Source organism: Pseudomonas inefficax (assembly GCF_900277125.1).
Classification (GTDB): Bacteria; Pseudomonadota; Gammaproteobacteria; order Pseudomonadales; family Pseudomonadaceae; genus Aquipseudomonas; species Aquipseudomonas inefficax.
In genome coordinates, this window is record NZ_OPYN01000200.1 from 83,151 (window position 1) to 95,420 (window position 12,270).

At 62.1% G+C, this 12,270-nt stretch carries 12 protein-coding genes and 1 tRNA gene; 3 read left to right on the forward strand and 10 right to left on the reverse strand.

The genetic code is table 11. The features are described 5' to 3' along the window. Positions 1-394: 394 nt before the first annotated feature. From JV551A3_RS24380 to JV551A3_RS24390, 3 genes are all read left to right on the forward strand, one after another. On the forward strand, positions 395-1,747 hold the full coding sequence (locus tag JV551A3_RS24380; protein ID WP_133974764.1) for an APC family permease: 1,353 nt from the start codon (positions 395-397) through the stop codon (positions 1,745-1,747). A gap of 80 nt (positions 1,748-1,827) precedes the next feature. Next, on the forward strand, positions 1,828-3,891 hold the full coding sequence (locus tag JV551A3_RS31535) for a methyl-accepting chemotaxis protein (protein WP_133974766.1): 2,064 nt from the start codon (positions 1,828-1,830) through the stop codon (positions 3,889-3,891). A gap of 146 nt (positions 3,892-4,037) precedes the next feature. Further along, the gene (locus JV551A3_RS24390) at positions 4,038-4,997 is read left to right on the forward strand and encodes a cation diffusion facilitator family transporter (RefSeq protein ID WP_112254228.1); all 960 of its coding nucleotides are present in this window, start codon (positions 4,038-4,040) and stop codon (positions 4,995-4,997) included. Between the two features lie 161 nt (positions 4,998-5,158). On the opposite strand, the gene JV551A3_RS24395 is transcribed toward JV551A3_RS24390, so the two are convergent. The 10 genes from JV551A3_RS24395 to ybgC all read right to left on the reverse strand — a co-directional run bounded on the left by JV551A3_RS24395 (position 5,159) and on the right by ybgC (position 12,174). After that, positions 5,159-5,234, reverse strand: a tRNA-Lys gene (locus tag JV551A3_RS24395). Between the two features lie 60 nt (positions 5,235-5,294). After that, the gene (queC, locus tag JV551A3_RS24400; RefSeq protein WP_133974768.1) at positions 5,295-5,969 is read right to left on the reverse strand and encodes a 7-cyano-7-deazaguanine synthase QueC; all 675 of its coding nucleotides are present in this window, start codon (positions 5,967-5,969) and stop codon (positions 5,295-5,297) included. A 17-nt stretch (positions 5,970-5,986) separates the two neighbouring features. Next, positions 5,987-6,634 carry a 7-carboxy-7-deazaguanine synthase QueE gene (gene queE / locus JV551A3_RS24405; protein ID WP_133974770.1) on the reverse strand — a complete coding sequence of 216 codons (648 nt, stop codon included), beginning with the start codon at positions 6,632-6,634 and terminating at the stop codon, positions 5,987-5,989. 160 nt (positions 6,635-6,794) lie between these two features. Next, positions 6,795-7,601, reverse strand: coding sequence for a tol-pal system protein YbgF (gene ybgF, locus JV551A3_RS24410; protein WP_112254231.1), 807 nt, complete (start codon positions 7,599-7,601; stop codon positions 6,795-6,797). A gap of 6 nt (positions 7,602-7,607) precedes the next feature. Then, the gene (pal, locus tag JV551A3_RS24415; protein ID WP_012273762.1) at positions 7,608-8,108 is read right to left on the reverse strand and encodes a peptidoglycan-associated lipoprotein Pal; all 501 of its coding nucleotides are present in this window, start codon (positions 8,106-8,108) and stop codon (positions 7,608-7,610) included. Between the two features lie 53 nt (positions 8,109-8,161). Then, a complete protein-coding gene (gene tolB / locus JV551A3_RS24420) occupies positions 8,162-9,433 on the reverse strand; it encodes a Tol-Pal system beta propeller repeat protein TolB (RefSeq protein ID WP_046617157.1) in 1,272 nt (423 codons plus the stop codon). Between the two features lie 26 nt (positions 9,434-9,459). Beyond that, on the reverse strand, positions 9,460-10,557 hold the full coding sequence (gene tolA / locus JV551A3_RS24425) for a cell envelope integrity protein TolA (protein ID WP_112254232.1): 1,098 nt from the start codon (positions 10,555-10,557) through the stop codon (positions 9,460-9,462). Continuing rightward, positions 10,557-11,009 carry a protein TolR gene (tolR, locus tag JV551A3_RS24430; protein WP_003254760.1) on the reverse strand — a complete coding sequence of 151 codons (453 nt, stop codon included), beginning with the start codon at positions 11,007-11,009 and terminating at the stop codon, positions 10,557-10,559. The genes tolA and tolR overlap by 1 nt, the downstream gene beginning before the upstream one ends. 14 nt (positions 11,010-11,023) lie before the next feature. Further along, complete coding sequence (tolQ, locus tag JV551A3_RS24435; RefSeq protein ID WP_015271471.1) at positions 11,024-11,719, reverse strand: protein TolQ; 696 nt, start codon at positions 11,717-11,719, stop codon at positions 11,024-11,026. A gap of 2 nt (positions 11,720-11,721) precedes the next feature. After that, a complete protein-coding gene (gene ybgC / locus JV551A3_RS24440) occupies positions 11,722-12,174 on the reverse strand; it encodes a tol-pal system-associated acyl-CoA thioesterase (RefSeq protein WP_015271472.1) in 453 nt (150 codons plus the stop codon). Positions 12,175-12,270: the final 96 nt, after the last annotated feature.

Genomic DNA, 12,270 nt, shown 5'->3' on the forward strand with positions numbered 1-12,270 from the left:
CACAGGACGCCAAGAGTACCACCGCAACCCAGCCCTGGCGCTGGCCAGGCTCAAGAAATCCCGTTTTTGGGAAGCGCCTGACACGCTTCCAAGCAAGACCGGCATTCGTTAATTTTTGCGAACACCAGAATTGATCAAAACCGCAAAAAAACGCGCAAAAACCGAACAAAACCCCACTTTGATCGATAAATATTTCAATCTAGCAACATCTTGTCATGTTTAACTTGACACTCTGCTACCCATCGTTTTTTATTTTCACCACTTTGCGCGCTCCCCGCGTCCCCGCTGCTCCAACAATAAAAGGTGAACAACATGGAGCCCACCCGCTCGCCCTTGTCGCATGCGCAGTACCCCGTGCCCGCCGTGTACGCCCAGCCGCAGGAGCCATGCCAGCATGCAGCCTGACCACAGCGCCTCCGGCAACGGCCAACTCCGCAAAACCCTGCGTCTGTGGCACGTGATCATCATCGGCCTGGCCTACCTGACCCCGATGACCGTGTTCGACACCTTCGGCATCGTTTCCGGGATAACTGCCGGCCACGTACCCAGCGCCTACATCCTGGCGCTGGCCGGGATCCTGTTCACCGCCGTGAGCTACGGCACCCTGGTAAAGCGCTTCCCGCAGTCGGGCTCGGCCTACACCTACACCCAACGGGCGATCAACCCGCACGTGGGCTTCCTGGTCGGCTGGTCGTCGCTGCTGGACTACTTGTTGCTGCCAATGGTCAACGCGCTGCTGGCCAAGCTGTACCTTTCGGCCATGTTCCCGGAAGTACCGGAATGGATGTGGGTGGCCGGCTTCGTCACCTTGATCAGCCTGATCAACATGCGCAGCGTGAACCTGGTGGCGCACTTCAACCTGCTTTTCGTGGCCGTGCAGGTGGCGATCATCGCCGTGTTCATCTACCTGTGCGTACGCGGCCTGGACCAAGGTGAAGGGCTGGGTACCGCCTGGAGCCTGCTGCCGTTCGCCGACGACCAGACCCAGTTCAGCGCCCTGGCCGCCGGTGCGACCATCCTGTGCTTCTCGTTCCTTGGTTTCGACGCCGTCACCTGCCTGTCCGAAGAAACCCACAACCCGAGCAAGACCATCCCACGGGCGATCTTCCTCACCGCGCTGATCGGCGGCGTGGTGTTCATCACCGTGTCGTATTTCATCCAGGCTTACTTCCCGACCATGGCGCGCTTCCATGACCACGAAGCGGCACTGCCGGAAATCGCCCTGTACGTGGGCGGCAAGCTGTTCCAGTCGATCTTCATCGCCTGCACCGTGATCAACACCATCGCCTCGGGCCTGGCTTCGCAAACCAGCGTGTCGCGCCTGCTGTACGTGATGGGCCGCGACAACGTGCTGCCGGCCAGCCTGTTCGCCCGCCTGCACTCGCGCTACAAGACGCCAGTGCTGAATATCGCGGTGGTGGGGCTGATTTCGCTGTCGGCGATCTTCTTCGACTTGGTCACCGCCACCTCGATCATCAACTTCGGTGCGCTGGTCGCGTTCAGCTTCGTCAACCTGTCGGTGATCAACCACTGCTACCTGCGCGAAGGCAAGCGCCAAGGCCTGGCCAACCAGCTAAAGTACCTGGTACTGCCGACCATCGGCTTCTGCATCATCGTCTCGCTGTGGCTGGACCTGAACGCCCACTCGCTGTTGTTCGGTGGCGTCTGGGCAGTGCTCGGCGTGCTCTACCTGGCCTGGCTGACCAAGGCTTTCAGGAACGCGCCGCCTAACTACGTCGCTGAATGACCGTCGCTGAATGACCCATGCTGCCGACAACGCCCGCGCCTGATCGCGGGCGTTGCATTTGATCGAAAAGGAAAGCCCTCATGCCGCTGCGTCGCCTCTCCATCCAATGGAAGATCACCCTGCTCGCCGGCCTCTGCCTGCTGGCCATCGTCGCCCTGCTGGTAACCACATCGCTGGCCCAGGCGCGGCGCAGCGCGGCGTTGGTCAACCAAGCCAACACCGAAATGCTCGACAGCAGCGCACGCCTGCGCCTGCAGGCCCATGCCCAAACCCAGGCCCTGCGCATCCAGCGCTATTTCATGGACGCCTACCAGTACGGCAATGGCTTTGCCCGCCTGGTGCAGGTGCTCAAGGCCCGTGGCGGCAACGACCTGCGCGCCGAGCTGACGCGCCAGGCCCGCGCCAGCCTGGCTGGCAACCCGGATGTGATCGGCCTGTACCTGGTATTCCAGCCCAACGCCCTGGGCCCGGACAGCCAGTACCTCGGCCAGGATGCCATGGGCAGCAACGAGGCCGGGCGCTTCTCGCTGTACTGGTCACAACCCAGCCCAGGCACCCTGGAGCTTGAAGCCATGCCGGAATCGATGCTCGGCGACGCCAGCATCGGCAGCAACGGCGCGGCGAAGAACCGTTGGCTGACCTGCCCGCAGGACACCGCCAGAACCTGCATGCTCGAGCCATACCTCGACGAAGTGAATGGCCGACAGGTGCTGATGACCAGCATCGCGCTGCCGCTGCTGGAGCACGGCAAGGTGGTCGGCGTGGTAGGCCTGGACATCGGCCTTTCCAACCTGCAGCAGTTGAGCCTGGACGGCCGCCGGGAGCTGTTCGATGGCCAGGGCCAGGTCAGCATCGCCAGCGCGGCCGGCCTGCTGGCCGGCAATAGCCGCGACGACAGCAAGCTGGGCGAGCCGATGGACAAGACGGTAGCCGGCGGCCTGCTGCGGGTTGCCCACCCGTTCACGCCAATCCCTGACGCCGCCCCTTGGCAGGTATTGCTGGAACTGCCGGAAAGCGTGCTGCAGGCGCCTGCCGTGGCCCTCAACCAGCGCCTGGACACGCACAACCACAGCGCCAACCTCACCAGCCTGCTGGTTGGCCTGGGCGCTGCGGTAGTCGGTTTGCTGCTGGTGTGGCTGACCGCGCGCGGCGTGACCCGGCCAATCCTGGCCGTGGCTGCGCGCCTGGAAGACATCGCCAGCGGCGAAGGCGACCTCACCCGCCGCCTGGATTACGCCCGCCAGGACGAACTGGGCCAGCTTACCGGTTGGTTCAACCGCTTTCTCGACAAGCTGCAACCGGTTATAGCCCAGGTCAAAGGTTCTCTGCGGGAGGCCCGCAGTACTGCCGACCAGTCGGCAGCCATCGCCAGCCAGACCAGCAACGGCATGCAGCAACAGCACCGTGAAATCGAACAGGTGGCCACCGCCGCCAATGAAATGAGCGCCACCGCCCTGGATGTTGCGCACAACGCCTCGCAGGCGGCCCAGGCCGCACGCGCTGCCGATCAGGCCAGCCGCGAGGGCCTGCAACTGATCGACAGCACCCGCCAGGGCATCGACCGCTTGAATGCCGGCATGAACACTGCCATGGACGAGGCGCGCGCGCTGGAAGGCCGCAGCGGGCAGATCGGTTCGGTGCTGGAAGTGATCCGCACCATTGCCGAGCAAACCAACCTGCTGGCGCTCAACGCCGCCATCGAAGCTGCGCGCGCAGGCGAAGCCGGGCGTGGTTTTGCCGTAGTGGCCGATGAAGTGCGCGGTCTGGCCCAGCGTACCCAGGTGTCGGTGGAGGAAATTCGCCAGGTCATCGAAGGTTTGCAACAAGGCACCCAGGATGTGGTGGGCGCAATGCACGAAGGCCAGCGTCAGGCCCAGGACAGCGCCGCACGGATGGAACAGGCGGTGCCAGCCCTACAACGCATTGGCGAGGCAGTGGCGGTGATCAGCGACATGAACCTGCAGATTGCTTCGGCGGCCGAAGAGCAGAGTGCGGTGGCAGAGGAAGTAAACCGTAATGTGGCCGGCATTCGTGATGTGACCGAATCGCTCGCCGGCCAGGCAGACGAGTCGGCGCGGATCAGCCAGGCCCTGAACCGGCTGGCCAACCAGCAGCAAGCGCTGATGGAGCAGTTCCGCGTCTAGCCTGTCAGGGCCTCTTCGCGGGTAAACCCGCTCCCACAAGGTCGGCGCCGCCTTCAAGGTCAGAGCATAACTCTGTGGGAGCGGGTTTACCCGCGAAGAGGCCAGCACATACAACACAACAGCAGGGCTATTTACCGAGCACAATCATGCAAACCCCAACCAGATCTTCCTTCTTCGACATCACCAGCGAACAGGGCCTGCTACGCACCTCGATCGCCGTCACCCTGTTCATCGCCGTCATCGGCATCGCCTTCGGCTTGGCCTCGGGCTCGTTCTCCATCGTGTTCGACGGCGTCTATTCGCTGGTCGATGCCAGCATGAGCGGGCTGTCACTGGTGGTGGTCAGGCTGATTACCGCGCACACCACCAGCGTGCAGATGTCACGCAAGCTGCGCGAGCGCTTCACCATGGGCTTCTGGCACCTGGAGCCGATGGTGCTGGCGCTCAACGGCATCCTGCTCAGCGGCGTGGCCATTTATGCGCTGATCAACGCCGTCAGCAGCCTGCTGCAAGGCGGGCGCCACCTGGAGTTCGGTATCGCCATGGTCTATGCGGTGCTGACCGTGATCGCCTGCGTGACCATCGCCATTGTCGAGGCCCGCGCCAACCGCAAGCTGGGCTCGGATTTCGTGCGCATGGACGTCAAGGGCTGGGTGATGTCGGCCAGCATCACCGCCGCGCTGTTGATCGCCTTCTGCTTTGGTTATGCGGTGCAGGGCACGTCGCTGGAATGGGTGTCGCCGTACATCGACCCGGCGGTGCTGGCGCTGGTCTGCCTGGTGATCGTGCCGTTGCCGATGTCGGTGGTGCGCCAGGCCCTTTCGGAAATCTTCCTTGTGACCCCCGGCGACCTCAAGCTGCACGTCGATGAAGTCGCCAAAGCCTTCGTTGCACGCCATGGGTTGCAGTCGTACCGCGCCTATGTGGCCAAGGTCGGGCGCTCGCGGGAGATCGAACTGTATTTCATCGTGCCGAAGGCCATGGCCGCGAAAACCATCGATGAATGGGATGCGTGGCGCAACGAGATCGGTGATGCCGTGGGGGGGGAAGGGCCGGACCGTTGGCTGACGGTGGTGTTTACCGGGGATCCGGAGTGGGCTGAATAAGCTGGGGGCGCTTTGCGCCCCTTTCGCGACACAAGGCCGCTCCCACAAGGTCCTGTGTACGCCGATCATTGTGTCGCGAAAGGGCCGCAAAGCGGCACCAAAGCGCCGAAAACGAAAAAGCCCGCCACCGTTGCCGGTAGCGGGCTTTGACGTACTGAGTATGGTGGGTCGTGTAGGATTCGAACCTACGACCAATTGGTTAAAAGCCAACTGCTCTACCAACTGAGCTAACGACCCGTTGGATGGCGCGTATAATACTGATTTCTAACGGGAAATCAACACCCCATCAAACTTTTTTCAAAAGTATCGCGTCGGGTCTTCGACACCAGCTGCCTTGAAGCCGTCGGCACGCAGGCGGCAGCTGTCGCATTTGCCGCAGGCGCGGCCGTCATCATCGGCCTGGTAGCAGGAAACAGTCAGGCTGTAATCCACGCCGCGAGCCATGCCGGCCTGCACGATCTGCGCCTTGCTCATGTTCTGCAGCGGCGCCTGAATACGGAAGCCCTGCCCTTCGACGCCGGCCTTGGTCGCCAGATTAGCCATGCGCTCGAAGGCTTCGACGAACTCCGGGCGGCAATCGGGGTAGCCGGAGTAATCAACGGCATTGACGCCAATGAAGATGTCGCGAGCTTCCAGCACCTCTGCCCAGCCCAGGGCCAGGGACAGGAACACAGTGTTGCGCGCCGGCACGTAGGTGACTGGGATACCTTCACCTGGGGCTTCCGGCACATCGATGCTGCTGTCGGTCAACGCCGAACCGCCGATGCCGTCCAGGTTCAGGCCAATCACCTTGTGCTCGACCACGCCCAGGTCGCGGGCAACGCGGGCGGCGGCGTCAAGTTCGGCGCGGTGGCGCTGACCGTAGTCGAAACTCATGGTGTAGCAGCTGTAGCCTTCGGCCTTGGCCATGGCGACCACGGTGGCCGAGTCCAGGCCGCCGGACAACAGGATTACTGCGCGTTTGTCGGTCATGTGTGCTTGCTCCTCAATCAACGTCCGGGTTCGTCGTTCCACAGCAGCTTGTGCAACTGCAGCTGGAAGCGTACGGGAAGGTTGTCGGCGACGATCCAGTCCGCCAGCTCGCTAGCGTTTACCTGGTGGTGGCTGGGCGAGAACAATACCTCGCCGGCGCGCTCGGCCAAGTTGTACTGGATCAGCTTGGAGACCGCCCAGTCGTAGTCCTCACGGGAACAGATGACGAACTTGACCTGATCGTTGCGGGTCAGCTGCTCGATGTTCTCGTAGCGGTTACGGTGCGACTCTTCGGAGCCTGGGGTCTTCAGGTCGACCACGCGGCTGACGCGGGTGTCGGTGCCGGCAATATCCAATGCGCCGCTGGTTTCCAGCGAAACCTCGTAACCGGCGTCACACAGGCGCTGCAACAGCGGCAAGGCGTTGGGCTGGGCCAATGGCTCACCACCAGTGACGCAGACGTAGCGCGGCTTGAAGCCGGCGACCTGCTCGAGGATCGAATCGAGGGTGCGAATGGTACCGCCACTGAAGGCATAGGCACTGTCACAGTACTGGCAGCGCAGGGGGCAACCGGTGAGGCGCACGAATACCGTGGGCAACCCAGCCGTTCGCGTTTCACCCTGCAAGGAGTAAAAGACTTCGGTAATGCGTAATGTGTCTTGCATGCTCGCCACGGGCGTGACAGCTAAACAGGCTGCCCGCCTCCGTCAGGCACTGCCGCGGACTCGACATAGCGTTATCCGCAGCAGCGTGTTTACGAAAAAAGGGCAGTGATTCTAACGAAAAAACCCGCGACAGGCGCGGGTTTCTTTCAAACGGTGCTGCTTAGAGCTTCTGCAGGTCACGCTGAGCCAGTTGCGCGGCCGAGGTGCCGGGATACTGGGTGATGACCTGCTGCAGGATACCCTTGACCTTGTCGGTGTGGCCCATGCGGCGCTCGACGTCGGCCAGCTTGTACAGCGAATCCGGCACCTTGCTGTGCTTCGGATACTTCTGGCTGACCTGGGCGAAGGCCTGGCTGGCGGCCGGCAGGTCGCCCTTGGCCAGGTTCACTTCACCCAGCCAGTATTGGGCATTGCCGGCGTACTGGCTGTTGGGGTACTTGCGCAGGAAGGCGTTGAACGCCTGGCTGGCCTTGTCGAAGTCTTTCTGCTTGATCAGGTCGAAAGCGGCATCGTAGTAGAGCTTTTCTTTCGCCGGATCACCGGGCTCGCTACTGGCGGCCGGTTGTTGCGCAGCAGCACCTGCTGCTGCATCGGGGGCGGTACCGGATGCACCACCACCGGAGGAATTGTCAGGGGTCGCGGCAGGCGCGGCGCCACTGTTGATGCGACGGTCCAGGTCCTGGTAACGCTCCAGGTTTTCCTGCTTCATGCGCGACACATCGTTCTGCAGCTCTTCGATGATGCCTTGCTGGCGGGAAAGCTGATCCTGCATCTGTTGCAGCTGCATGAACAGCTGGCCCTGTGCAGAGGCAGGGGCCGAAGCCCCTGACCCGGCATAGGCGCCGCTCGTGCCATAACCCGCAGGCGGATAGCTGCCTGCGTTGTCATCTACTACAGGGACCTCAGCCCAGGCCGCGAGCGGCAGGCTGAGTGCGAGGACGGTTACTACACGGCGGCACATACGCATGAGAACTTACTTACGCAGTTCTACGCGACGGTTCTGAGCCCAGGACTGCTCGTCGTTGCCGGTGGCAACTGGACGCTCTTCGCCGTAGGAAACCAGTTCCAGCTGAGCAGGGGAAACGCCCTGCAGAACCAGGTAGCGCTGAACGGCTTTCGCACGACGCTCACCCAGAGCCATGTTGTACTCGCGGGTGCCGCGCTCGTCGGTGTTGCCTTCCAGAACAACGCGGTTGCCGTTGGACTTCAGGTCCTTGGCGTGAACGTCCAGAGCGCGCATGGCTTCTGGCTTCAGGTCCGAGCTGTCGTATTCGAAGTAGAAGGTGGTGATTGCGCGCAGGGCAGCTTCTTCGCTCAGGGAGCCGTCAACAGCGCCAGTGTTGGCACCGTAGCCAGCGTTCGGATCTACAGCAGCGCCTTCGCCTGCGTTGTCACCGCCCTTCGAGGAGCAACCTACAGCTACGGCCATGGCCAGAGCCAGCGCAGCAAATTTACCAAACTTCAGCATTTCCATCGTGAAACTCCTAATGAAACCCCAGTGTGTTAAGCAAAAGTATTACGCCGCAATCAGTTCAGGTAAGGGGACCAGGACGGTTCTCTGACTTCGCCTTGAGCGGTAGGAAGTGGGAGCCTCACGCGGCCATTAAGCGACACGAGCATCAAGACTCCCCGGCCCTGCTGGCGGGTGGCGTAGATTAGCATGGTGCCGTTTGGCGCAACAGTGGGAGACTCATCAAGACTCGTTTCCGAGAGAATCTTTACACTTCCGCGCTGCAAATCCTGGGCCGCAACTTTGAAGTTGGTGAAGCCCTGCTGGCGATGGATCATCACCAGGGTCTTTTCGTCCGCCGACAGTTTCGGGTTGGCGTTGTAGTTACCCACGAAAGTTACACGCTCGGCACCACCGCCACTGACCGACTGCTTGTAGATCTGCGGCTTGCCGCCACGGTCGGAGGTGAAGTACAGGGTGTTGCCATCCTTGCCCCAGAACGGCTCGGTGTTGATGCCCGGGCCGGCGGTGACACGGCTGATCTGACGCGAAGCCACGTTCATCACGTAGATGTCCGGGTTGCCGTCCTTCGACAGCACGAACGCCAGGCGCGTGCCGTCCGGCGACCAGGCTGGCGCACCGTTCAGGCCTTCGAAGTTGGTGACCTGCTCGCGGCGGCCGGTATCGATGTGCTGGACGAAGATGCGCGGGCGCTTCTGCTCGAACGAGACATAGGCAATGCGCTTGCCATCCGGAGCAAAGCGTGGCGACAGGATCGGTTCACGCGATTGCAGCAGGGTCACCGCACGTGCACCGTCGTAATCCGAACGCTGCAGGGTATAGCGGGTATTGTTGGTGGAGAAGCGCTCGGCCGTCACGTACAGCATGCGGGTGGAGAACGCACCCTTGATGCCAGTGAGCTTCTCGAACGACTGGTCGGCAATATAGTGCGCCATGTCGCGCAGCTGGTCGACGCTGCCGGCCACGCTACCGGTCAGCACTTGCTGCTCGGTGGCGACGTTGAACAGCGCGTACTGCACCTGCAGGCGACCGCCCGACGGCACGATGCTGCCAACCATCACGTACTGCGCGCCCAGCGCTTTCCAGTCACGGAAGATCACTTCGCTGGCCTGCGAGGGCTGGCTGATCATGTTCTGCCGCGGAATCGGCGAGTAGTAGCCGGAGTTGCGCAGGTCGTTGCCGATGATATCGGCCATGTCTTCCGGCAACACGCTGCCGCCCTGCAGACCGAACGGCACTACCGCGATGGGCGTGGCCCGGTCGCTGCCGCTGGTGACCAGGATGTTCTTTTCCTCTGCCACGGCCATGCCTGCCACGCAGCACAGCATGACCAGCAGTCCTCTCAGACGTTTAATCACAACGCTAGATCCTCAGGTGTAAATGTCATCTTGAACGAACGATATTGGTTGAAATCGCTCGGCTTCATACCCTGCATCTCGGTCAAGCGACCGATGTTCTTCACAGCTGCCACCGCCGAGCTGTCGTACGGGCCGTCACCACTGGACCGGGCCACGCTGACGCTGGTGATGGTACCGTCCGGCAACATGTTGATCTGCAGGACCACCGTCATGCCCTTGCGCGCGGAAGGCGGACGTGCCCAGCCCTCGGCCGCGCGCATGCGGATCAGGTCGTCGAAGTCGCCGGCCACCTGGTCACCCTGCTCGTCGGCCAGGGCCTGCTGCCGTTCGGTGGTGTCGGACAACAGCTCGGCCAAAGCCTGGGCTTTCTTGTCTTCCGCCGCCTTGCGGGCCGCTTCCTGTGCCTTTTTCTTCTGGGCGTCTGCAGCGGCCTTCTTCTTGGCCTCTTCAGCTGCCTTCTTCTTCGCGTCCTCGGCCGCCGCTTTCTTCTTGGCGTCCTCGGCTGCTTTCTTCTTGGCCTCTTCGGCAGCCTTTTTCTTGGCGTCCTCGGCGGCTTGTTTCTTCGCCTCTTCAGCGGCCTCTTTCTTGGCCTCTTCTTCGGCTTTCTTCTTTTCTTCCTCGGCCTTCTTCTTGGCGATGTCGGCCTGTTGCTTCTCGGCAGCCTTCTTCGCCTCTTCGGCCTTCTTGGCTTCGGCGGCTTTCTTGGCCTCGGCGGCTTCGGCAGCTGCCTCGGCTTTTTTGGCTTCGGCGGCCTCGCGGGCCTCTTCGGCCTTTTGAGCAGCGTCGGCTTTCTTTTGTTCCGCGGCCTTCACGGCCTCCTGCTCGACCTTCTTCTGTTCCAGCTGCTCGACCTCGGTCTGGCGCGAAGCGGTTTTCTTGGCTTCCCCGGCAATCTTCTGATTGGTCTGGGTAGTCGCCTGGCTCTTGGACTTGAGCTGGTACAGGGTAGCCTGGACGATCGGCTTGGATGGCGGCAGCTCAGGCGTCATGGCAAAACTGACGAACAGCAAGGCGAACACCAGCACATGCAGGCCGATGGCCCAGATACTGGGCCAGAAGTAGCTTTCCGAGGCGGATGGCTCTCGCTGTTGCATCAGGGCGCCTCGGTAATCAGGCCAACGTTACCGACACCGGCCTTCTGCAACCCGCCCATGGCACCCATGACCGCGCCATAGTCGACAGCCTTGTCGCCACGAATGAACACCTGGGTCTGCTTGCCCTGGTCACGGCCGGCGGCGATGATCTTGGTCACCGCGTCGGTCATGGCAGGCAAGGTCATGGCCTTGTCCATCTGCTTGTCGGTATCGACTTCGCTGCCGAGGTTCCAGTAGTAGGTCTTGTCGGCCTTGATGGAGATGGTGAGGATCTGGACGTTGTTGTCCTGCGGCAAGGCTTCACTGGAAACCTTGGGCAGGTCTACCTTCACGCCCTGGTTGAGCATGGGCGCCGTCACCATGAAGATGACCAGCAGTACCAGCATCACGTCGATGTAGGGCACCACGTTCATCTCGGCGACGGGCTTGCGTTTGTGGCGAACTCGGGCCATGGGCTTCTACCTGATTACTCTTCGCTGGTGTGCACTTTGCGGTGCAGGATCGCCTGGAACTCGTCGGCGAAGGTGTAGTAACGGCCGATCAGCACTTCGCTGCGGGCCGAGAAGCGGTTGTAGGCGATGACCGCCGGGATTGCCGCGAACAGGCCGATGGCGGTGGCGATCAGCGCTTCGGCGATACCCGGGGCAACCGTGGCCAGGGTGGCCTGCTGGGCGCTGGCCAAGCCGCGGAAGGAGTTCATGATGCCCCATACGGTACCGAACAGGCCGATATACGGGCTGGTCGAACCGACGGTGGCCAGGAACGGCAGGCTCTGCTCGAGCTTTTCTTCCTCGCGCGAGATGGCTACGCGCATGGCACGGGCAACACCCTCCATGACCGCATCCGGGTCAACACCCGGCTGCTGGCGCAGGCGCGAGAACTCCTTGAAGCCGGCACGGAAAACCTGCTCGACACCGGAATCCGGGTCTGGGTTGCTGCCTGCCTGGCGGTACAGCTTGGACAGGTCGATGCCCGACCAGAAGCGCTCCTCGAAGGCATCCAGCGCACGACGACCGGCGCGCAGCATGGTGCTGCGCTGGAAGATCATGACCCATGAGGTGACCGAGGCGGCCACCAGGGTCAGCATTACCAGCTGTACCAACACGCTGGCATTGCTGACCAGACTCCACATGGAGGTATGGTCGACGACGTTAGCTTCCACGCTTATTCTCCTGCATTCGATTGAGTACCCGAGCCGTCCGCCGCAAAGGCGTCACGCAGCTCCGGGGGTATGGCTCGGGGTTTGAAAGTGTCGGCACGCACGGCGGCCACCAGGAACTGCCCTTCGCAGAGCAGCGTTTCATCCTTTTCCCGCCAGACCTGCTGCACGAAGCGCAGGCTGGCGCGATTGAGTTCAAGTACTTGCGCGGTGACCCGCAGTTCGTCGTCCAGCCGCGCCGGCGCGTGATAGCGCGCTTCGCTGGAGTGGACCACGAACAGCAGGTTGTCTTCGGCCAGCTGCGCCTGGGAAAAACCCAGGTGCCGCAGCCGCTCGGTACGCGCGCGCTCCATGAATTTCAGGTAATTGACGTAATACACCACGCCACCGGCATCGGTATCCTCGTAATAGACGCGACAACGGTGTGCGAAAGGTTCCAGGCCATTTTGCGCGCGCATACTCTAGTGCTTACTCCTCAGCTTGCCAATCCGCTGTGGCAACTGTTTTTTCTTCATTAATGTCTTATTGCCAGCGCACCCTCGGCATGCCAGCGG

Coding starts and splice junctions, on each gene's coding strand:
- queC (WP_133974768.1), bottom strand. CDS start 5,969: ATGACCGACAAACGCGCAGTAATCCTGTTGTCCGGCGGCCTGGACTCG.
- tolB (WP_046617157.1), bottom strand. CDS start 9,433: ATGCTGTGCTGCGTGGCAGGCATGGCCGTGGCAGAGGAAAAGAACATC.
- JV551A3_RS24390 (WP_112254228.1), top strand. CDS start 4,038: ATGCAAACCCCAACCAGATCTTCCTTCTTCGACATCACCAGCGAACAG.
- tolA (WP_112254232.1), bottom strand. CDS start 10,557: ATGCAACAGCGAGAGCCATCCGCCTCGGAAAGCTACTTCTGGCCCAGT.
- ybgF (WP_112254231.1), bottom strand. CDS start 7,601: ATGCGTATGTGCCGCCGTGTAGTAACCGTCCTCGCACTCAGCCTGCCG.
- JV551A3_RS24380 (WP_133974764.1), top strand. CDS start 395: ATGCAGCCTGACCACAGCGCCTCCGGCAACGGCCAACTCCGCAAAACC.
- tolR (WP_003254760.1), bottom strand. CDS start 11,009: ATGGCCCGAGTTCGCCACAAACGCAAGCCCGTCGCCGAGATGAACGTG.
- pal (WP_012273762.1), bottom strand. CDS start 8,108: ATGGAAATGCTGAAGTTTGGTAAATTTGCTGCGCTGGCTCTGGCCATG.
- JV551A3_RS31535 (WP_133974766.1), top strand. CDS start 1,828: ATGCCGCTGCGTCGCCTCTCCATCCAATGGAAGATCACCCTGCTCGCC.
- queE (WP_133974770.1), bottom strand. CDS start 6,634: ATGCAAGACACATTACGCATTACCGAAGTCTTTTACTCCTTGCAGGGT.
- ybgC (WP_015271472.1), bottom strand. CDS start 12,174: ATGCGCGCGCAAAATGGCCTGGAACCTTTCGCACACCGTTGTCGCGTC.